Origin of the sequence: Roseovarius pacificus (genome assembly GCF_900142665.1) — a bacterium.
GTDB classification, from domain to species: domain Bacteria; phylum Pseudomonadota; class Alphaproteobacteria; order Rhodobacterales; family Rhodobacteraceae; genus Roseovarius; species Roseovarius pacificus.
In genome coordinates this window covers 977,762-996,561 of record NZ_FRBR01000001.1, presented here as the reverse complement: position 1 = coordinate 996,561, position 18,800 = coordinate 977,762, and the positions used below count along the sequence as shown (strand labels likewise).

Below are 18,800 nucleotides of genomic sequence, written 5' to 3'. Positions count from 1 at the left end.
CTCTTATCCCGAACACGATAAACGCGCAGGACCAGACCGATGACCCATATCCTAGCCATTGATCAGGGCACCACGTCCAGCCGGGCGATCCTTTTTGATCGCGATATGCGGCTGGTCGCGACCGCACAGGAAGAATTTCGCCAGCACTTTCCCGATTCCGGCTGGGTCGAACACGACCCCAACGATCTGTGGTCCACGACGGCGGGGACCTGCCGCGAGGTCATCGAACGCGCGGGGCTGACCGTGGCGGATATCAGCGCCATCGGAATCACCAACCAGCGCGAGACGACCGTCGTCTGGGATCGCGCGACCGGCGTGCCGGTCTGCAACGCCATCGTCTGGCAGGATCGCCGAACCGCCGATTTTTGTCGCGAATTGCGCGATGCGGGCCACGAGGCGATGGTCAGCGACCGCACCGGCCTGTTGCTGGACCCTTATTTCTCGGGGACCAAGCTGAAATGGATTCTGGACAATGTCGATGGCGCACGGGCGCGTGCCGAAGCCGGGGATCTGTTGTTCGGCACAGTCGATACCTTCCTGATCTGGAAGCTGACCGGTGGTGCGGTGCATGCCACCGATGCCACCAATGCCGCGCGCACATTGCTGTATGACATTCGCAAGGGGCGGTGGAGTTCGACCATCTGCGATCTGCTGGACATCCCCCGACAGATGTTGCCCGAGGTGCGTGACAGCGCCGACGATTACGGAATGGCCCGCGCCGATCTGTTCGGGCGTGAAATTCCGATTCGCGGTGTTGCGGGGGATCAGCAGGCGGCCACCGTGGGGCAGGCCTGTTTTCGTCCGGGCATGATGAAGTCGACCTATGGCACGGGGTGTTTTGCGCTGCTGAACACCGGCGATACGCCGGTCGCGTCGCAAAACCGCCTTCTGACGACCATCGCCTATCAACTGGACGGCAAGCCGACCTATGCGCTCGAAGGGTCGATTTTCGTCGCCGGGGCCGTGGTGCAATGGCTGCGCGACGGGCTGAAGATCATCCGCGAGGCCTCGGAGACGCAACCCCTGGCCGAACGCGCCGATCCGGCGCAGAACGTGGTGCTGGTCCCTGCCTTCACCGGGCTCGGCGCGCCGTACTGGAACGCCGAATGCCGTGGCGCGGTGTTCGGTCTGACCCGAAATTCGCGCCCCGAGGAGTTTGCCCGCGCCGCGCTGGAAAGCGTGGGCTATCAAACCCGCGATCTGCTGGACGCGATGCGCGCCGACTGGGCGGCGCAGGCGGGTAGCGGCGAGGTGGCGACATTGCGGGTGGATGGCGGCATGAGCGCCTCGGACTGGGCGATGCAGTTCCTGTCCGACATCATCGACGCGCCGGTGGACCGCCCCGAGGTTCTGGAAACCACCGCACTCGGCGCGGCATGGCTGGCGGGCATGAAGATCGGGCTGTATCCGGGGCCGGAGGAATTCGCCCGGACCTGGGTTCTGGAGCGCCAGTTCACCGCCGACATGGACCCCACCGAGCGGGATCGCAAATACAGCGCCTGGAAACGCGCGGTGACCGCAACGCTCAGCTTCTGAGAGATACTCTGCAGCCGATCGAATTTAGGGCCGTGTTACTACCGAGAAATGGAGGCGAGTACCGGAATCGAACCGGTGTACACGGATTTGCAATCCGCTGCGTCACCACTCCGCCAACTCGCCGTCTTGGGTGGTTCACGTCGGTTATCCGATCGCTGCGTGCTGTGCAAGAGCCGCATTGCGGAATGTCGTACGTATTTGCGTTGTTCCCCGCCGGAGGATATGTCAAAATATATTGCGACATTCCCAGAAGACGAGAGCCTGGCCGATGACAGACTATTCCGCGCGGCGTACCGTTATGGTCGATACCCAGATCCGCCCGTCCGACGTAACCAAGTTTCCGATCATCGACGCGATGATGTCGGTCCCGCGCGAGGCGTTCGTGCCGCGCAACCTGCGCGAAGCGGCCTATATCGGTGAGAATATCGATCTGGGCGGCGGGCGTGTGGTGATCGAACCGCGCACACTGGCCAAGATGCTGGATGCTCTGGACATCCAGGGCGATGAGCTGGTTCTGGATATCGGCTGCGCTCTTGGGTATTCCTCTGCTGTCATGGCCCGGATGGCCGAGGCGGTCGTCGCCGTCGAAGAAAACGCCGACATGGCCGCTGAGGCGCAGGGTCTTCTGGCGGAAAACGGGGCCGATAATGTCGTGCTGCACGAGGGCCCGCTCGCTCAGGGAGCCGCCGAACACGGGCCCTATGACGTGATCGTTTTGCAGGGCGCGGTCGAGCATCTGCCCGATGCATTGCTCGACCAGTTGAAAGACGGCGGTCGTATCGCCTGTCTTTTCATGGAAGGGGCCCTGGGTGTGGTCCGCATCGGATACAAGATCGATGGAGACATGACATGGCGCTTCGCGTTCAACGCGGGTGCGCCGGTTTTGCCGGGGTTTGAACGCCACGCGGCATTCACTCTCTAGGCTGCGTTCACAGGCAGGGATGCGACAGGTTTGATCGTCAGGAGAATACATTGAGGCAAGCAACTATGAAAAGAATAGCGGGCCCGGTGCTTGCGGTGGCAGTGAGCCTTGCCGCGCCGGTTGCCGCCTGGTCGGAAACACTGGCCGATACCTTGGTCAGTACCTATCAGAACAGCGGCCTGCTCGAGCAGAATCGCGCGCTTTTGCGTGCGGCGGACGAGGATGTGGCTGTCACGTTGTCGCAGTTGCGCCCGATCATCAACTGGTCGGTCGATATGACGCGCGATTTCGGCCGCAGCAAGGTTTCGGGTAACCGTCAGCCGGTTGCGCAAACCAATGCGTCGCTTGGCATCACGGCAGACTGGTTGCTGTATGATTTCGGCCGCACGGGGTTCCAGATCGAGGCAGCCAAGGAAACCGTGCTGGCCACACGCCAGACCCTGCGCAGCATCGAACAGCAGGTTCTGTTGCGCGGCGTCTTTGCCCACATGAATGTGCGTCGGAACAACGCGTTTGTTTCGCTACGCCAGAACAATCTTCGTTTGCTGGAGCAGGAATTGCGTGCGGCCCGCGACCGTTTCGAGGTCGGTGAAGTCACACGCACCGACGTGGCGCAGGCCGAGGCGCGCCTGGCTTCGGCCCGTAGCGGGCTGGCCGCGGCGCAGGGCGATCTGGCGCAGGCGATCGAGGAATACGTGGCGGCTGTCGGGCGCAGGCCCGGTGATCTGCAGGCACCGGGGGCACTGCCGTCTCTCGGCGGTGACATCGACCAGTCCAAGCTGGTCGCGGCACGCAATCACCCCGATGTCCTGAAGGTCCAGCATGATGTTGCCGCGGCGGAGTTGACCATCGAGGCCGCGGCTGCGGCGATGCGGCCCTCGGTAAGTTTTACGGCGCGTGCCGGGTTGAGCGAGGAAGTCGGTGATTCCGACTACACCCGGACGGGCAGCGTCGGCGTGGGCGTGAGTGGCCCGATCTATCAGGGCGGTCGCCTGAGCGCGCTGCGCCGGCAGGCGATGGCCCGGCGCGATGCGAACCGGGGGGCTCTGCACGTCGCGCTGTTCCGCGTGCAGCAGGAGGTCGGGAATGCCTATGCCAATCTGCAGGCCGCGCGGGCCGGTCGCGAATCCAGCACCGAGCAGGTACGTGCGGCCACCGTGGCGTTCCGCGGGGTTCGCGAAGAAGCAACGCTTGGCGCCCGTACTACGCTTGACGTGCTGAACGCCGAACAGGAATTGCTGGATGCGCGGGCCAATCAGATCTCGGCAGAGATCGACGTTTATACTGCGGCCTACTCCGTTCTGGCGGCCATGGGGCAATTGACGGCCAAGGACATGAACCTTGCGGTCCAGACATACGATCCGGCGGCTTACTACAACATGGTGAAATCGGCTCCCGCGGATATCAGCCCGCAAGGCCGCAAGCTGGACCGGGTGCTGCGCGCGTTGGGCGAAAACTAAAATACGCCCTGATCTGTTGTGCGGATTTGTCCTCGGGGCTACACTGGGGCGAGGCAAGAGTGGTGCGAAAACATGTCTGACCCCGTCAGCAATGCGGAAATCGAGGATGTCCTGTCATCTATTCGCCGGTTGGTTTCGACAGCCGACCGCAGCGATGAGGTGACTGCGGACGCGCAGGAAACCCAGGCGGACACACCCGATACTGAGCACCGCCTGGTTCTGACGCCGTCCTTGCGGGTCGATCACACCGATGACGACGAAACCGCGGCGGAGGCTGGCGAATCGGGCCCTGCCGGGACCGATGTGCTGGTTGCCGAAGATGTCTGGCAGTTCCGTCACAACGCGCATGATGAGGATACACAGGTCGACGCGCCCGATGACGCGGATGAGTCCGGTCAGGACGATGACACGTCGCAACGCGCTGACGACGAGGCGCCTGCCGATCCGGATCAACCGGCCGCCGAGGTGGCGGAAGACATCACGCATGACGACGCCGTTGCCGACACAGATGACAAACCCGCCTCTGCGGCTCTGGAAGACCGCATCGCCGAGGTGGAGGCCGCGGTCGCCGCCCGCGATGATCAGTGGGAGCCGGATGGCGACTCGGGCGATGAGTATTCGGGCAGTGCCGTCTCGCCCATGGCGTGGGAGGATTATGTCCCCGAACCGACTGAGGACGAGGATGACTCCGAAGCCGGGCCTTCGGGGGAGACTGAGGCCGAAGTAGCCGCTGAACCCGAACTGGCCCATCCCGAAGAACTGCTGGATGAATCCGAACCGGAACGTTCGGATCACGCCGAAGACGATGCGGAGCCACAGGATACTCAGGACGACGAAACACCGCTTTGGCAGGATGATCGCGCCGATGCCTATCTGGACGAAGAGGCCCTGCGCGACATGGTCAGCGAAATCGTCCGTCAGGAATTGCAGGGGGCCTTGGGCGAGCGGATCACCCGCAACGTGCGCAAGCTGGTGCGCCGCGAGATTCATCGCGCCCTCAGCAGCCATGAACTGGACTAACTGACAGTCCGGGCCAGACTCAGCAGCAGATCGAGATCCAGATGAGTTTCCACATGACGGCCCAGGGCATCCAGCGTCATGTCCACGTCACTGTCATATGTCAATGTGGATGTCCCTCCCAGATCGTTCAGGAATGCCGCGCGAAACCTGTCTGAACTGAACAGTCCATGCAGGTAACAGCCGCGTACCCGCCCCGAAACCGAGGCCGCGCCTTCGGCCCGGTCCGCGATATCCAGCCAGGCGCGCTCGCAATCCGGGCCCGAGGTTTCGCCAAGGTGGATTTCGTATCCCTGAACGTGATCGCCGGTGGGGCGGTATGTGGCCTCGGTCAGGGCCAGGCGTTTCTCGGGCTTCATGACGGTGACGACATCCAGATGTCCCAGGCCGGGAACGGTGGCCGCGGACCCTTCGATGCCGTCGGGGTCCGCGATTTCACGGCCCAGCATCTGATAGCCGCCGCAGATGCCCAGAACATGACCGCCGCGCCGGATATGGGCTTGCAGGTCGATATCCCAGCCTTGCGCCCTGAAAAAAGCCAGATCGGCGATGGTGGATTTGCTGCCGGGAATCAGCACCAGATCAACATCGCCGGGCAGGGGGCGGCCCGGTTCGATGATCTCGACACTGACATCGGGTTCCGAGGACAGCGGATCGAGATCGTCGAAGTTGGCGATGCGTCCCAGCCGGGGAACGGCCACCCTGAAGGTTCCGCCCCGTGTCGATGCGATGTCCATGACATCCTCGGCGGGCAGGCGCCACGCCCCGTCGAACCAGGGCAGAACCCCGAGCGAGGGCCAGCCGGTGCGCTGCACGATCTCGTTGAGCCCATCGTCGAACAGGCGCACATCGCCGCGAAACTTGTTGATCGCGAAGGCCTTGATCTGCGAGGCGTCCTCGGGTGCCAGGACGGCCTGCGTGCCGACGATCTGGGCAATGACTCCGCCCCGGTCGATATCGCCGATCAGCACCACGGGCACACCAGCCGCCTGCGCAAAGCCCATGTTCGCGATGTCATTCCTGCGCAGGTTGATCTCGGCAGGGCTGCCCGCCCCCTCGACCAGCACCAGATCGGCAGTCGCGCTAAGCCGCTGGAAACTTTCCAGAACCGGGGGCATCAGGCTTGGCTTGGTTGACGAATAGTCGCGCGCGCGTAGCGTCGCCACCCGCCGCCCCTGCACGACAATCTGCGCGCCGGTCTCGGTTTCGGGCTTCAGAAGCACCGGATTCATATCGGTCACCGGGGCGCGGCGGGATGCCAGGGCCTGAAGCGCTTGCGCGCGGCCAATTTCGCCCCCGTCCTGTGTCACGGCGGCATTGTTCGACATGTTTTGCGGTTTGAACGGAGCGACCGACAGGCCACGATTGGCAAAGGCGCGCGCGAGGCCCGCCACCAGCATCGACTTGCCCACGTTCGAGCCCGCGCCCTGAATCATGATCGCCTTGGCCATGCGCCGCCCCGCTCAATTGGTTCAATGCGCTCATATCGCCCGAACCGGCATGAGGGAAGGCTTGTTGCGCCTCGCGGGGACAGGGCGGAAAAGAAAAGCCCCGCCATCGTGGCGGGGCTTGTTCAGCCTTGCAAGGCAATTGGATCAGGCGGCTTCGGCCTGTGCGGCGGCATTGCGGCGTTCGCTTTCTTCGCGCGACAGGGCGACCGATGTACGCACGCCCTTGCCGACGAATTCCATCAGGCCCGAAACGACACGCTCGTTCGGGTCGATTCCGGCGCAGGACAGCACTTCGCGGCCATCACGGGACCGGGCCCACCGGGCGATTTGCTCGGGGCCGTTTCCGTATTTCTTGTCATCGGCAATGGCATCGTCCAGCGCTGCCAGAACCACAGCGGCAAACAATTTGCGAGCACGATTGCCCTGCTCGGCATTGAATGCCGTGCCGTCAACGAAATCAGTCATGTTTCGTCCTTGTTTTTATTGGTCTTGTCTTTTTGGCTTGGCGATGGTTATGGCGGAGTTTGATCGATTCGGATAGAGCGAATATGCATAACTTCTATGCGTCTGGCGCATAGCTTTCTGCACATGCAGCACGATATATCGTCGTCTTGCCACCCATTGCCTCCCCAGATATAGGGATGGATGATCCTTCATCAACCTTTTGACATGGTTTTGTCTTATGCCAAAGATCAACGGAAACGAAATCAGACCGGGCAACGTGCTGGAACATAACGGCGGTCTCTGGAGCGCGGTCAAGGTCGATCACGTCAAGCCCGGCAAGGGCGGCGCATTCGCTCAGGTCGAGCTGCGCAACCTGCGCAACGGCTCGAAACTGAACGAACGCTTCCGCAGCGCCGACAAGGTCGAACGCGTGCGCCTGGAACAGAAAGACCAGCAGTTTCTTTACGAAACCGACGGCATGCTGGTGTTCATGGACAACGAGACCTTTGAACAGATCGAACTGCCCGCCGATATCCTTGGCGAGCGCCGTCCGTTCCTTCAGGACGGTATGACCGTTCAGATCGAATATTACGAAAGCGAAGCCTTGAACGCGACCCTGCCGCAGAAAGTGACCTGCCGCGTCGTCGAAACCGAGCCGGTGGTCAAAGGCCAGACCGCTGCCAACAGCTTCAAACCCGCCATTCTGGACAACGGGATCAAGGTCATGGTGCCGCCCTTCGTCGGGCAGGACGAGGATATCATCGTTAACACCGAAACCATGGATTACGCCGAACGCGCCTGAGATTCAGGCCCCAAGCGTATCCAGCAGGCGGCTGACCATGCTGCGATAGCCTGCTCCGAACAACCGAAGATGCACCAACGCCGGCCAAAGCTGATACAGCGGCCGGCGTTTTTCATGGCCGGGCGCAAGGGGGCCGTAGGCGGCATGGAATTCCGGCGGAGGCGCGCCGAAAAGCGATAGCATGGCCAGATCCACCTCGGCATCCCCGTAATAACAGGCCGGGTCGATCAGACAGGGCCGCGCGGCGGTGAACATCACATTCCCGGCCCAGAGATCGCCATGCAGCAGGGCGGGCGGCGGTCGATGGGGCAGATGCCCGGGCAACCGGACAGCCAGCCGCTCGATCCGCTGGCGGAGATCGGCAGGCAGGTGATCGCCAAAGGCAAGCAGGCGGCGTTCGGCCCAGAATGTCGGCCAGTCATCTGCGGTATCGTTGGGGATGGGCGCGTCCCCGAATGCATAATCCTCGGGCCAGCCGTATCTCTCGCCCGGTCTGTCATGCAATGCCCGCAGGGCAGTGCCCAGATCGGCCCAGTCAGTGGCGGTCGGTGTGGTTTCCTCGAGGTATTGCAGAACGATCAGCCCGTCTTCGGCATGCAGAAGCTCGGGCACAGGGGTCGCTGCCGCGCGCAAGGCGCTCAGCATTCGCCCTTCGGTGGCGACACGCGGACCGGATTTGGCGATGACGCTGCGGCCATCGTCCAGATCGGCGCGCCGGACATCGGACAGATCGCCGCCATGAACGGGTACGATGCGCAGAACCGGTTGCCCAAGCGCCGCCTCGATCCGCGCCTCAAGGCTCATGGGGCGTAGGTAACTGTCGTACCGTTGGCCTGCATCGGCCCTTTCGCACGGTCAAACCGCAAATAGGCGATCGCCCGTCCGCCGGACTGGGTGAACAGCGTGCCCGCCGGCTTGCCATCTGCCGTGATCTCGGTGCCCACAGGGGCGGTGCCGTCAATCTGCACCGTGACCAGCCCCTTGCGCAGTTCGGTCTTGTGTTTCATCCGGGCGGTGACCTCTTGCCCCACATAGCAGCCCTTGCGGAAATCGACGCCGTTCAGCCTGTCGAGCCCGGCTTCCAGGATAAAGGTGTCGGGCGTCAGTTCGATCCCGGTTTCGGGGATGCAATGGGCCACGCGGATCGCGTCCCAGTCGGTTCCGTCATCGCCCGGTTCCTCGCCATAGAGCCGCCAGCCCAGATCTGGGTGGCGCGGGTCCGGCATGGCGCCGTCGGGGGCGGGGCCGGTCCCACGCTGCACGGTCAGATCGGTTTCCGACAGGGTGACATCGGCGCGCAGCTTGTACATGCTCAGCCGTTGCATCAACGACTGCGCCAGCGACGCATCGACATCCAGCAGGATCGCATCGCCCCGCGGCACCAGAAAGAAATCCGCCAGATACTTGCCCTGCGGCGTCAACACGGCGGCATAAACCAGCCCCTGATCCAGCTTGCCGATATCGTTGGTGACCAGCCCCTGCAGGAAGCTGCGCGCCTCGGCTCCGGCGATTTCGATGATCTTGCGTGTCATTGGCTCTCCCGTCGCGCTTCGGTTCGTAATATAGGTCATGACGCGCGACACAACAGGGGGCGGTCATGCGGGCGAAACTATCGGTCATCATCCCGACCCTGAATGCCGCCGACGATCTGGCGCGCAGCCTGCCCGCACTGGCCCAGGGCATACAGGCGGGACTGATCCGCGAACTGGTGATGTCGGACGGCGGGTCGCAGGACGCGACCCTGACCATCGCCGAGGAGGCGGGCGCGATCCTTGTGCAGGGCGCACCCTCGCGTGGCGGGCAGTTGCGGCGCGGGGCACAGGAAGCCAAGGGCGAATGGCTGTTGTTCCTGCACGCCGATACGATCCTGCCGCCGGACTGGCCGGACACCGTGCAGGCGCAGATCGCCGGGGGAAGGCCGGCCTGTTTCCGGTTGCGCTTTGACGCCAAGGGGATCGCGCCCTTGCTGGTCGCCGGTTGGGCCAACCTGCGGACGCGGCGGTTTCACCTGCCTTACGGCGATCAGGGGCTGCTGATATCGCGGCAGGATTATGACTCGGTCGGCGGATATCGCGACATTCCCCTGATGGAGGACGTGGCCATGGCCCGTGCCCTTGGCCGCCTGCACGTCATGCCCGCAACGGTCACGACGAGCGCCGAAAAGTACCGGCGCGATGGCTGGATGCGGCGCGGGGTGCGCAACCTGTCTTTGCTGCTGAGGTATTTTTCCGGGGTCAGCCCCGAGCGGCTGGCGCGCCGCTACTGAGGATCAGAAAATCGGCTTGTTATTGGCCAGATAATCCGCCTGCATCCTGGCGGCGTCGTATTCGGTGGCGATCCAGTCCTCGAACCCGATGCCGGTTTCAGCCTGCCGCGCCTCGTAGCGATCCAGAATGTAATCCAGCACCCCGGTGCGGGACCATTTGAAATGGATATACTTGACCCCCAGCATCTTGCGCGCCTCCGCAACCGGGCGGCCCTCGATCTCCATCAAATAGATGGCCGAGGCGAATCCGGCACGGTCCGCACCGGATTTGCAATGCATGACAAAGGGTTTCTCGATCTCGCGGAAGGCCCGGATCAGGCGCAGGATGTCATGGCGCGGTGCGGCCTGGCGGGCCATCAGGTTGACGCTGACCAGTGTCAGGCCGAGGCGTCGGCAGCTTTCCTCTTCCACCAGGTAATGCGCCGCCCCGGCGGCTCCGCGCAGGTTCAGCACCGTCTTGATGCCCATCTGCTTGAGGCGCTCGAACCGTTCATGCGTGGGCTGGTTCGAACGGTACACCCCCGGCGCGACCGGATAGAAATTGGTCCACACCTTGCGCAGCACCGCGTGATCGAACCACAGGTTGTAGATATGCGCACGACGCCGGTTTTCGGGCGTGGACAGGTCCACATCGTAGGAATTGCGCAGCGCCCGCTCCCAGTCGGTGATCCGTTTGAACAGTTTCATGGGATAGGTGCGCTCCGTTTTGTCGGGGCCGGGCCCGGCGTTGCTCCCATTTAGGGGGGCGGGCCCGGCATGGCAAGCGATTGACGGCGCGGGGGATCGGCGTAATGTCTCCCGGCGCTTTCAGGAGGTTGTGAAATGACGTTGAATAACGGACGCCCCTATCTGGCCATTCCCGGCCCCTCTGTCATGCCCGACGCGGTTTTGCAGGCGATGCACCGTGCCGCGCCCAATATCTACGAGGGCGAATTGATCGAGATGATGCCCGACCTGATGCGCGATCTGTGTCGCGTCGCGCGAACCGAAGCGCACGCCGTGATCTATATCAGCAACGGCCATGGCGCATGGGAGGCGGCCCTGGCCAATGTGCTTGCGCCCGGTGATCGCGTTCTGGTTCCCGCGACGGGCCGGTTCGGCCACGGCTGGAGCGAAATCGCCGCACGGCTTGGCGCTGAGGTTGAAATGCTGGATTTCGGCAAGCAATCCCCGGTCGATCCCGAGCGGCTGGAACAGGCCTTGCGCGCCGATAAATCACACAAAACCAAGGCGGTCCTGGTCACGCATGTGGATACGTCCACCTCGATCCTGAACGACATCGCCGCGATCCGCGCCGCGATGGATGCCGCCGGGCATCCCGCGTTGTTGATGGCCGATTGCATCGCCTCGCTGGCCTGCGACCGGTTCGAAATGGATGACTGGGGCGTCGATGTGATGGTCGCGGGCAGCCAGAAGGGCCTGATGGTGCCGCCCGGACTGGGCTTCGTGTTTTTCAACGACAAAGCCGCGCAGGTTCAGGCCGGGCTGGACCGGGTCAGCAGCTATTGGGATTGGGCGCCGCGCGCCAACCCGGACTATTTCTACCAGTTTTTCGGGGGCACCGCGCCCACCCATCACCTCTATGGGCTGCGCGCCGCGCTGGACATGATCCATGCCGAAGGGCTCGAGGCCGTCTGGGCCCGTCATGATCGTCTGGCGCAGGCCATCTGGGCCGCGTGCGAGACCTGGGGGCAGGGCGGGCCGCTGGCGCTGAACGTGGCGGATCGGACCCATCGCAGCCGCGCGGTAACCTCGTTGCGCATCGGTGCCCCGCATGGCACCGAATTGCGCCAGTGGGTGCAGGACAAGGCGGGCGTAACCCTCGGGATCGGTCTGGGCATGGCCGACCCTGACGATCCCGCTTGGCACGGGTTCTTCCGCATCGGGCATATGGGGCATGTGAATGCGCATATGGTTCTGGGCATGTTGGGGGTGGTGCAGGCCGGGCTGACGGCGCTCGACATCCCGCACGGGACGGGGGCGCTAGAGGCTGCGACCGAGGTGATCGCCGGGGCCTGAGCGGCGATTGCGCCGCGCCAGCAGGGAAATCAGCCAGTTCAGCCCATACCCCGCCGCCAATACGGCAGGCAGCCCAAAACTGGCCCATAAGACCATGAAAATCCACATCAAATTCACGAACCCCATCACCAATGCGGCGGTCGTGTAATTCGGGGCTTTTGACAGGACGCCACGTTTCATGCCGACAGTTTACCGCGACCACCGCAGCTGTCAGCCAAATTTCACGTGATCGCGGGTTATGAGCGGGCCGCGGCCAAAGCCTCGGGCAAGGTTTCGGCCAGAACGTCGAGGTCCTGAACCCGCCCGCAACTGATCCGAATACAGCGATCCTGCGGGGGGACAAAGGGTTTGCGCACGAACACGCCTCGCGCCACCAGCTCGTCCAGCACACGGCTGGCAAAAGCCCCGTCGCCGCCGCAATCGACAGCTACGAAATTCGTGGCCGAGGGCAGGGCGCTGAGCCCGTTGTCAGCGGCGAGTCCGGTGATCCGGTCGCGGGCCCCGGCCACCTGTTCCTGCACATGCGTGAGCCATGCAGCGTCTTGCAGCGCCGCCAGTGCCCCCGCCTGCGCCACCCGGTTCATCCCGAAATGGTTGCGGATCTTGTCGAAGCTGCGGATCAGGTCGGGCGCGCCGATGGCATAGCCGATCCTCGCCCCCGCCATGCCATAAGCCTTTGAAAAGGTGCGCATTCTGATGATGCGCGGATCGTCGGCCTCAATCGGGGCGGCGGTGCCTTGGGGGGCGAATTCGACATAGGCCTCGTCCAGAACTAACAAACAGCTTTCGGGCAGATCGTCCAGCGCGGCCATGATGGTTTCACCGCTGTGCCATGTGCCCATCGGGTTGTCGGGGTTGGCAAGGTAGACCAGCCTGGCGTTCACCTCTTTCGCCTTGCGAAACAGCGCGGCGGGGTCTTCGTGGTCGTCCCTGTAGGGCACCTTGTACAGCGCGCCGCCGAACCCGGTCACATGATAGTTGAATGTCGGGTAGGCCCCGTCCGAGGTCACGACCGCATCGCCGGGACCGATCAGCAGCCGCACCAGATTGCCCAACAGCCCGTCAATCCCTTCTCCCACAAGGATATTTTCGGGACGTGCCCGCATGTGCCGGGCCAACTCGTGACGCAGGTCATGGCTGCCCGGATCGCCATATTTCCAGATCTCCAGCACCTCGGCCTGCATGGCCTTCACCGCGGCGGGAGAAGGGCCGAACAGGCTTTCATTCGCGCCCAGGCGGGCACGGAAGGGGGCGCCGCGGGCGCGCTCCTGCTCCTCGGGGCCGACGAACGGCACGGTGGCGGGCAGGGATTGAACGAGGTCGGTATAGCGTGGTGCAGTCATGGCGCGCAGCTAAAGCGATTGCGCGCCGATGTGCAAGCGGTGTGTCCGGGGGCCGGAAACGGCCCCCGGTATCGCGTCGGTATAACGTCGGTATCGCGTCGGTGCGCGCGCTCGTCAGCCCAGTTCGGCCAGACGCTCCAGCGCGGTGCGCAGCTTGCCCTCTTCTTCCTCGCGCAGGGCAAGGTTTTCGCGGGCCTCCTCGACCACCTCTTCAGGGGCGCTGGCGACGAACTTGGGGTTGTTCAACCGGCCCCGCAGCCCGCCCAGTTCCTTCTCCAGCTTGCCAAGGGTCTTTTCGAGCCGCGCCTTTTCCTCGGCCACGTCGATGATGTCGGCCACCGGCAGGCCCAGATGCCCACCCTCGACCGCCACGGTGATGCTGCCCTTGGGCAGGGCATCGACATGGGTCAGGCTTTCGATCCGGGCGATACGCTTGATCATCACCTCGTTGCGATCCCAGGCGCGCTGTTCGGCCTCGCCCAGATCGGTGCACAACACCGGCACATAAAGACCGGCAGGCACATGCACCTGCGCGCGGGCCGAGCGGACCTGTTCGATCACCGAGATCACCCAGTTCATCTCGCGGTCGGCATCGGCGTCCACCAGATCGGCGGCACGATAGCCGGGCCAGTCGGCATGGATCAGCATTTTCTGACGCTCGCCCAGTGTGCCCCAGAGTTCCTCGGTGACATAGGGCATGATCGGGTGCAGCAGGATCAGGCACTGGTCGATCACCCAGGCCATGGTGGCCTGCGTTTCCGCCTTGGTGGTCTCGTCGCCATCCAGCAGCAGGGGCTTGGACAGTTCCACGTACCAGTCACAGACCTTGCCCCAGACAAAGGCATAAAGCGCGTTGGCCGCATCGTTGAAACGAAAGTTTTCCAGTGCCTCGTCCACCGTTTCACGTACCTTGGCGGTTTCGCCGACGATCCATTTGTTCACCGTGGCGGTGGGCTGCGGGATCTCGCCGCTGCTTCCGACCGCGCCGTTCATCTCGGCAAAGCGCGCGGCGTTCCACAGCTTGGTGCCGAAATTGCGATAGCCCGCAATACGTTGCGTGGAAAGCTTCAGGTCGCGGCCCATCGCGGCCATCGCCGTCAGGGTAAAGCGCACGGCATCCGCGCCGTAGTCGTCGATCAGTTCCAGCGGGTCCAGAACATTGCCGAGCGATTTCGACATCTTCTTGCCCTTCTCGTCGCGGACAAGGGCATGGACGTAAACATGGCTGAACGGCTTCTGGCCGACCACGGCGTATTGCATCATCATCATCCGGGCGACCCAGAAAAAGATGATGTCGAACCCGGTGATCAACACGTTGGTGGGAAAGTATTTTTCCAGTTCCGGCGTCTGTTCGGGCCAGCCGAGCGTGCCGATGGGCCAGAGGCCCGACGAGAACCATGTGTCGAGGACGTCGGGGTCACGGGCTATGTCGATTTCTACAATGCTTGGTGAAATTGTCAGACCAGAGTCTACCATTCCAAAGCTAGCTTCCATTGGGAATGCCAATTCACGTCCAGACGCGTCCCGATAAGTAGCTTTTCCAGTTTCCGCAATTTTCACGTCGATATCGCAATTGGGATATTGCTTTGAATAGAATTTTTTGGCTACTGCGATAGCTTCGTTCTCTGATGCTGCGCAAAATTGCTTGCGACCTACACCATACCAGACCGGAATCTGATGCCCCCACCACAACTGGCGGGAAATGCACCACGGTTCGATATTCTCCAGCCAGTGGAAATACACCTTGCGGTCGCTTTCCGGCATGATCGTGGTCTCGCCCGAACGCACGGCCTCGATCGCCGGACCGACGATTTTCGCGGTGTCCACGAACCACTGATCGGTCAGCATCGGCTCGATCACCACCTTCGAGCGGTCGCCAAAAGGCTGCATGATCGGCTTGTTATCCACAAGCGGCACCGCTTCGCCTTGATCATTTTCAACCATCACCGCCAGACCTTCGGAGGTGATCTGATCCACCACCTTCTGTCGCGCCTCGAACCGGTCTAACCCGCGCAGATCGTCGGGCACGAGGTTCAGCGTATCGGCCTCGGCCTCGGTGAAGCCCGCCCCGTTGGCGATCTCCTGCGCGCGGGTGGCACAGGTGGCGTAATCATCGCCGTCGGCGCGCATATGGCCCTTGGTGTCCATCAGGCGGTACATCGGGATGCCGCCGCGCCTGGCGACCTCGTAGTCGTTGAAATCATGCGCGCCGGTGATCTTGACCGCGCCCGAGCCGAAATCCGGGTCGGGGTATTCATCGGTGATGATCGGGATCAGGCGGCGATGCTCCTTGGGGCCAACGGGAATTTCACAGAGTTTCCCGACGATTGGCGCGTATCGTTCATCCGATGGGTGAACCGCGACCGCCCCGTCGCCCAGCATGGTTTCGGGCCGCGTGGTGGCGATGGAAATATAGTCGCGCTCTTCCTCCAGCACGACATTCCCGTCCTCGTCCTTTTCGACATAGGTATAGGTCTCGCCCCCTGCCAGCGGGTATTTGAAATGCCACATATGGCCGGGCTTTTCGATATTCTCGACTTCCAGATCGGAAATCGCGGTTTCGAAATGCGGGTCCCAGTTGACCAGACGCTTGCCGCGATAGATCAGGCCCTTGTTATACATGTCCACGAACACCTTGATCACGGCGTCATGGAAATTGCCCTCTTCGCCCGCGGGCGCACCCGGCGCGCCGGACATGGTAAAGGCATTGCGCGACCAGTCGCAGGACGCCCCGAGGCGCTTGAGCTGATTGATGATCGTGCCGCCGGAATGGGTTTTCCATTCCCACACCTTTTCAAGGAACTTCTCGCGGCCCAGTTCGCGGCGCGACTGGTTGCCGTCCTCGGCCAGTTTGCGCTCCACCACCATCTGCGTGGCGATGCCCGCATGGTCCTGCCCCGGCTGCCACAGCGTGTCGAAGCCGCGCATGCGGTGCCAGCGGATCAGGATATCCTGCAAGGTGTTGTTGAAGGCATGACCCATATGCAGGCTGCCGGTCACGTTGGGCGGCGGGATCATGATGCAATAGGGATCGGCGCCCGGTTTGGCATTCGCGCCGGCCCTGAAGGCCCCGGCCTGTTCCCAGGCGTCGTAAATGCGGCCCTCGGCCTCGGCTGCGTTAAAGGTCTTGTCCATGGCCATTGCGATGTGTCCTGCGGAAAGTCTCGGGTCGGGATGTCTCTAGCGAATGCAATGCCCAAGGAAAAGGCTGGTGCGGGAAATTATTGACGCTGCGCGATTGACCTTGCGCGCAGGCTGTCGGATCGTCGGGCGACGGTAGACGGGGGACGGTATGCAGGCGGTGCAATCCATCGAGATCGACGAGACAGGACAGGGCCATGCCACAGCGCCGGGGATCGCCCCGGCACAGGGCGGTGTGCTGTTCTGGACGCGGGTGGCCCTGTCGCAGGAGGGCGCGGGGGATTGGCTGCATCAATCGGGGCTCGATCCGCTGGTGGTCTCGGCCCTGACCGCGCAGGACACGCGCCCGCGCTGCACCGTGCATGGCGATGGCGCGCTGCTGAACCTGCGGGGCGTCAACCTGAACCCCGGCGACGAGGTCGAGGACATGGTTTCGGTCCGACTGTGGATCACCGGGGATGCCGTGGTGTCGGCGCAGCTCAGGCGGCTGATGGCCGTGGGCGATGTGTGGGACTCGGCGATGCGCGGGCAGGGGCCGGTGCGCACCGGCGATCTGGTGGCGCGGCTGGCTTTGCGGCTGGCCGACCGGGCCGAGCCGGTGATCGCCGGGCTGAACGAGCGGATCGACGATATCGAGGATCAGGTCGATCAGGGGCCGTGGGCGGTGTCGCGCGCCGATCTGGCGGATGTGCGGCGCATGGCGATCAAGCTGCGCCGCCATATCGCCCCGCAGCGCGATGCGCTCAGCACCTTCGAGATCGAGGACCTGCCCTGGATCACCCATGCCGACCGCAGTCGGCTGCGCGAGGCGGTCGAACGCGTCACCCGCCTGTCCGAGGAGCTCGACGCCATCCGCGACCGTGCGCAGGTGGTGCAGGACCAGATCATGGAGCATCGCTCGGAGGTGATGAACCACCAGATGCTGATCCTGTCGGTGGTGGCGGCGATCTTCCTGCCGCTCGGCCTGCTGACCGGGCTGTTGGGCATCAACGTGGGCGGCATACCGGGGGAAAACGATCCGAGGGCGTTCTGGATCGTCACCGCCGGGATCGTCGGGATCGGTCTGGCGCTCTATTGGATCTTCCGTGCGCGCGGCTGGCTGCGCCGGTAACGCCGCCGCCTACCTGCGCCGATCCAGTTTCGTGGACAGTTGGATCAGGCTTTCCTGATCTTTTTCGCGGCCCGGCAATATATCAGAAACTTGCTTTATGGCGGAAAGCATAATTAACCATATAAAGTCTGCTTCCGTCTCTCGTCACAAGTGGTTTGTGTCCATAGCCAGCAGTATATTCGACAGGCTTCTCATTCAGGACGTATGGAAACGACAGAATTGTGTGGTCGTTGCTTTCAATTGTCCGGGGTTTCCTCTTGGGGTTCGGATGTCCATTGAGGAGTTTTTCAAACCGGTTCTTGGACAGCTTCGTATATTCCTTTAGCGTCGCGCTGACCATACAGAAATCTTCGGAACTATCGTAATCCAGCATAATCATCTCTCCGTTGTCAAATGTGACCGACCCGCTCTTTCTCGTTTCGGTTGAGCCGCTTTTGAGGGTCATACCCGGAACCAGTTTTTGCATGGACTTTTCGATGTTTGAGACGTCCGAAAAATCAGATAAGCAAACGGATTTGAAAACCTTCAAAGCCATATCGTCGGCGTGAACGACGCTGCCAATAAAGCTGAAACAGAAAAATACCAAAGCTCTTTTCATATGTATTCCTACGCCATAAGGCAATCTGTTGACGACCCGGCTTCGGCTCGCGGATTTCAGTGTGCTGGGCGATAATCATGGCCGGTACGGCGAGTCAACTTTTTCGGGAACTACCAGAGTACCTCAAATTTTGCACTTGCCGTGGGCCTGACTGGATGACCTGGAGGTAATCCGCCGCCTACCTGCGGCGATCCAGTTTCGTGGACAGTTGGATCAGGCTTTCCGAGCCCTTCACCCCGCGGGTTTCGCCGATGCGGTCCAGCGTGTCGTCCAGCGCCTCGGTAGTTTCGGCCTCGATCCCGACGATCAGGTCGAACCGCCCCGAGGTGGTATGCACCGTCTTCACGTCCGGCAGCGAGCGCAGCCGCGCCAGAACGGCGGGCGCGCTGCGCGGCTCGATACTGACAAGCGCCGTCGCGCGCAGCGGCGTGCGCTGGCTGTCGCTCAGCCGCAGGGTGTAGCCCTGGATCACGCCCGAGTTTTCCAGCCGCTCCAGCCGCGCCTGCACGGTGGTACGGGCAAGGTTCAGCTTGCGGGCCAGCGTGGCCACGGGTGTGCGGGCGTTTTCGGCCAGAAGGTCGATCAGGGCGCGGTCTGTTTCGTCTGTTTGCATCGTTGTTTCGGCATAATGACGTCAATAAGAGTCACTTTATGCGAAGTGACGCGTGGAATCGACGCCTTTTGCCCGCA

Annotated in this window: 18 protein-coding genes and 1 tRNA gene; 8 read left to right on the top strand and 11 right to left on the bottom strand. The window is 62.7% G+C overall.

Going from position 1 to position 18,800, the window contains the following annotated elements; all coding sequences use genetic code 11:
* Nucleotides 1-39: 39 nt before the first annotated feature.
* Entirely contained in the window at nucleotides 40-1,536 is a 1,497-nt protein-coding gene (gene glpK, locus BUB53_RS04750; protein WP_073033303.1) for a glycerol kinase GlpK, read from the top strand.
* A gap of 49 nt (nucleotides 1,537-1,585) precedes the next feature.
* On the opposite strand, the gene BUB53_RS04745 is transcribed toward glpK, so the two are convergent.
* Nucleotides 1,586-1,659, bottom strand: a tRNA-Cys gene (locus BUB53_RS04745).
* Between the two features lie 145 nt (nucleotides 1,660-1,804).
* On the opposite strand from BUB53_RS04745, the gene BUB53_RS04740 reads away from it, so the two are divergent.
* The 3 genes from BUB53_RS04740 to BUB53_RS04730 all read left to right on the top strand — a co-directional run bounded on the left by BUB53_RS04740 (nucleotide 1,805) and on the right by BUB53_RS04730 (nucleotide 4,938).
* Entirely contained in the window at nucleotides 1,805-2,458 is a 654-nt protein-coding gene (locus tag BUB53_RS04740) for a protein-L-isoaspartate O-methyltransferase family protein (RefSeq protein ID WP_073033302.1), read from the top strand.
* A 65-nt stretch (nucleotides 2,459-2,523) separates the two neighbouring features.
* Nucleotides 2,524-3,918 carry a TolC family outer membrane protein gene (locus BUB53_RS04735; RefSeq protein ID WP_073033300.1) on the top strand — a complete coding sequence of 465 codons (1,395 nt, stop codon included), beginning with the start codon at nucleotides 2,524-2,526 and terminating at the stop codon, nucleotides 3,916-3,918.
* Nucleotides 3,919-3,990: 72 nt separating this feature from the next.
* Complete coding sequence (locus BUB53_RS04730) at nucleotides 3,991-4,938, top strand: prolipoprotein diacylglyceryl transferase (protein WP_073033298.1); 948 nt, start codon at nucleotides 3,991-3,993, stop codon at nucleotides 4,936-4,938.
* Here BUB53_RS04730 and BUB53_RS04725 read toward each other — a convergent pair.
* Nucleotides 4,935-6,386, bottom strand: coding sequence for a cobyric acid synthase (locus tag BUB53_RS04725; protein ID WP_073033296.1), 1,452 nt, complete (start codon nucleotides 6,384-6,386; stop codon nucleotides 4,935-4,937). The genes BUB53_RS04730 and BUB53_RS04725 overlap by 4 nt on opposite strands.
* A 144-nt stretch (nucleotides 6,387-6,530) precedes the next feature.
* Entirely contained in the window at nucleotides 6,531-6,851 is a 321-nt protein-coding gene (locus tag BUB53_RS04720; protein ID WP_073033294.1) for a DUF6280 family protein, read from the bottom strand.
* A gap of 217 nt (nucleotides 6,852-7,068) precedes the next feature.
* Between BUB53_RS04720 and efp the strand changes: the two genes are divergently transcribed.
* Entirely contained in the window at nucleotides 7,069-7,632 is a 564-nt protein-coding gene (gene efp, locus BUB53_RS04715) for an elongation factor P (RefSeq protein ID WP_073033284.1), read from the top strand.
* A 3-nt stretch (nucleotides 7,633-7,635) separates the two neighbouring features.
* Here efp and BUB53_RS04710 read toward each other — a convergent pair whose 3' ends face one another.
* Both BUB53_RS04710 and ygfZ read right to left on the bottom strand, forming a co-directional pair.
* Nucleotides 7,636-8,436: a fructosamine kinase family protein gene (locus tag BUB53_RS04710; protein WP_073033282.1), complete on the bottom strand. Its 801-nt coding sequence runs from the start codon at nucleotides 8,434-8,436 to the stop codon at nucleotides 7,636-7,638.
* Nucleotides 8,433-9,164, bottom strand: coding sequence for a CAF17-like 4Fe-4S cluster assembly/insertion protein YgfZ (ygfZ, locus tag BUB53_RS04705; protein ID WP_073033280.1), 732 nt, complete (start codon nucleotides 9,162-9,164; stop codon nucleotides 8,433-8,435). The genes BUB53_RS04710 and ygfZ overlap by 4 nt, the downstream gene beginning before the upstream one ends.
* Nucleotides 9,165-9,229: 65 nt before the next feature.
* Here ygfZ and BUB53_RS04700 point away from each other — a divergent pair, with 65 nt between their 5' ends.
* On the top strand, nucleotides 9,230-9,898 hold the full coding sequence (locus BUB53_RS04700) for a TIGR04283 family arsenosugar biosynthesis glycosyltransferase (protein WP_073033278.1): 669 nt from the start codon (nucleotides 9,230-9,232) through the stop codon (nucleotides 9,896-9,898).
* Nucleotides 9,899-9,901: 3 nt separating this feature from the next.
* Here BUB53_RS04700 and BUB53_RS04695 read toward each other — a convergent pair whose 3' ends face one another.
* A complete protein-coding gene (locus tag BUB53_RS04695) occupies nucleotides 9,902-10,585 on the bottom strand; it encodes a phosphatase domain-containing putative toxin (protein ID WP_073033276.1) in 684 nt (227 codons plus the stop codon).
* Between the two features lie 135 nt (nucleotides 10,586-10,720).
* Here BUB53_RS04695 and BUB53_RS04690 point away from each other — a divergent pair, with 135 nt between their 5' ends.
* A complete protein-coding gene (locus tag BUB53_RS04690; RefSeq protein WP_073033274.1) occupies nucleotides 10,721-11,917 on the top strand; it encodes a pyridoxal-phosphate-dependent aminotransferase family protein in 1,197 nt (398 codons plus the stop codon).
* Here the strand turns inward: BUB53_RS04690 and BUB53_RS04685 are convergent.
* From BUB53_RS04685 to BUB53_RS04675, 3 genes are all read right to left on the bottom strand, one after another.
* A complete protein-coding gene (locus BUB53_RS04685; RefSeq protein WP_073033272.1) occupies nucleotides 11,882-12,097 on the bottom strand; it encodes a hypothetical protein in 216 nt (71 codons plus the stop codon). The genes BUB53_RS04690 and BUB53_RS04685 overlap by 36 nt on opposite strands.
* Nucleotides 12,098-12,153: 56 nt before the next feature.
* Nucleotides 12,154-13,260 carry a pyridoxal phosphate-dependent aminotransferase gene (locus BUB53_RS04680; RefSeq protein ID WP_073033270.1) on the bottom strand — a complete coding sequence of 369 codons (1,107 nt, stop codon included), beginning with the start codon at nucleotides 13,258-13,260 and terminating at the stop codon, nucleotides 12,154-12,156.
* Between the two features lie 114 nt (nucleotides 13,261-13,374).
* Entirely contained in the window at nucleotides 13,375-16,401 is a 3,027-nt protein-coding gene (locus BUB53_RS04675; RefSeq protein ID WP_073033268.1) for a valine--tRNA ligase, read from the bottom strand.
* Nucleotides 16,402-16,552: 151 nt separating this feature from the next.
* Here BUB53_RS04675 and BUB53_RS04670 point away from each other — a divergent pair, with 151 nt between their 5' ends.
* Nucleotides 16,553-17,512 carry a zinc transporter ZntB gene (locus tag BUB53_RS04670; protein ID WP_073033266.1) on the top strand — a complete coding sequence of 320 codons (960 nt, stop codon included), beginning with the start codon at nucleotides 16,553-16,555 and terminating at the stop codon, nucleotides 17,510-17,512.
* A gap of 82 nt (nucleotides 17,513-17,594) precedes the next feature.
* Here the strand turns inward: BUB53_RS04670 and BUB53_RS04665 are convergent, their stop codons facing one another.
* Both BUB53_RS04665 and BUB53_RS04660 read right to left on the bottom strand, forming a co-directional pair.
* The gene (locus BUB53_RS04665) at nucleotides 17,595-18,110 is read right to left on the bottom strand and encodes a hypothetical protein (protein ID WP_143163127.1); all 516 of its coding nucleotides are present in this window, start codon (nucleotides 18,108-18,110) and stop codon (nucleotides 17,595-17,597) included.
* 178 nt (nucleotides 18,111-18,288) lie between these two features.
* Nucleotides 18,289-18,723: an Lrp/AsnC family transcriptional regulator gene (locus tag BUB53_RS04660; RefSeq protein WP_073033261.1), complete on the bottom strand. Its 435-nt coding sequence runs from the start codon at nucleotides 18,721-18,723 to the stop codon at nucleotides 18,289-18,291.
* Between the last annotated feature and the right edge of the window lie 77 nt (nucleotides 18,724-18,800).

Excerpts from the sequence above, each read along its gene's own strand:
- glpK (WP_073033303.1), top strand. The coding sequence starts at position 40 with ATGACCCATATCCTAGCCATTGATCAGGGCACCACGTCCAGCCGGGCG.
- BUB53_RS04740 (WP_073033302.1), top strand. The coding sequence starts at position 1,805 with ATGACAGACTATTCCGCGCGGCGTACCGTTATGGTCGATACCCAGATC.
- BUB53_RS04735 (WP_073033300.1), top strand. The coding sequence starts at position 2,524 with ATGAAAAGAATAGCGGGCCCGGTGCTTGCGGTGGCAGTGAGCCTTGCC.
- BUB53_RS04730 (WP_073033298.1), top strand. The coding sequence starts at position 3,991 with ATGTCTGACCCCGTCAGCAATGCGGAAATCGAGGATGTCCTGTCATCT.
- BUB53_RS04725 (WP_073033296.1), bottom strand. The coding sequence starts at position 6,386 with ATGGCCAAGGCGATCATGATTCAGGGCGCGGGCTCGAACGTGGGCAAG.
- BUB53_RS04720 (WP_073033294.1), bottom strand. The coding sequence starts at position 6,851 with ATGACTGATTTCGTTGACGGCACGGCATTCAATGCCGAGCAGGGCAAT.
- efp (WP_073033284.1), top strand. The coding sequence starts at position 7,069 with ATGCCAAAGATCAACGGAAACGAAATCAGACCGGGCAACGTGCTGGAA.
- BUB53_RS04710 (WP_073033282.1), bottom strand. The coding sequence starts at position 8,436 with ATGAGCCTTGAGGCGCGGATCGAGGCGGCGCTTGGGCAACCGGTTCTG.
- ygfZ (WP_073033280.1), bottom strand. The coding sequence starts at position 9,164 with ATGACACGCAAGATCATCGAAATCGCCGGAGCCGAGGCGCGCAGCTTC.
- BUB53_RS04700 (WP_073033278.1), top strand. The coding sequence starts at position 9,230 with ATGCGGGCGAAACTATCGGTCATCATCCCGACCCTGAATGCCGCCGAC.
- BUB53_RS04695 (WP_073033276.1), bottom strand. The coding sequence starts at position 10,585 with ATGAAACTGTTCAAACGGATCACCGACTGGGAGCGGGCGCTGCGCAAT.
- BUB53_RS04690 (WP_073033274.1), top strand. The coding sequence starts at position 10,721 with ATGACGTTGAATAACGGACGCCCCTATCTGGCCATTCCCGGCCCCTCT.
- BUB53_RS04685 (WP_073033272.1), bottom strand. The coding sequence starts at position 12,097 with ATGAAACGTGGCGTCCTGTCAAAAGCCCCGAATTACACGACCGCCGCA.
- BUB53_RS04680 (WP_073033270.1), bottom strand. The coding sequence starts at position 13,260 with ATGACTGCACCACGCTATACCGACCTCGTTCAATCCCTGCCCGCCACC.
- BUB53_RS04675 (WP_073033268.1), bottom strand. The coding sequence starts at position 16,401 with ATGGCCATGGACAAGACCTTTAACGCAGCCGAGGCCGAGGGCCGCATT.
- BUB53_RS04670 (WP_073033266.1), top strand. The coding sequence starts at position 16,553 with ATGCAGGCGGTGCAATCCATCGAGATCGACGAGACAGGACAGGGCCAT.
- BUB53_RS04665 (WP_143163127.1), bottom strand. The coding sequence starts at position 18,110 with ATGAAAAGAGCTTTGGTATTTTTCTGTTTCAGCTTTATTGGCAGCGTC.
- BUB53_RS04660 (WP_073033261.1), bottom strand. The coding sequence starts at position 18,723 with ATGCAAACAGACGAAACAGACCGCGCCCTGATCGACCTTCTGGCCGAA.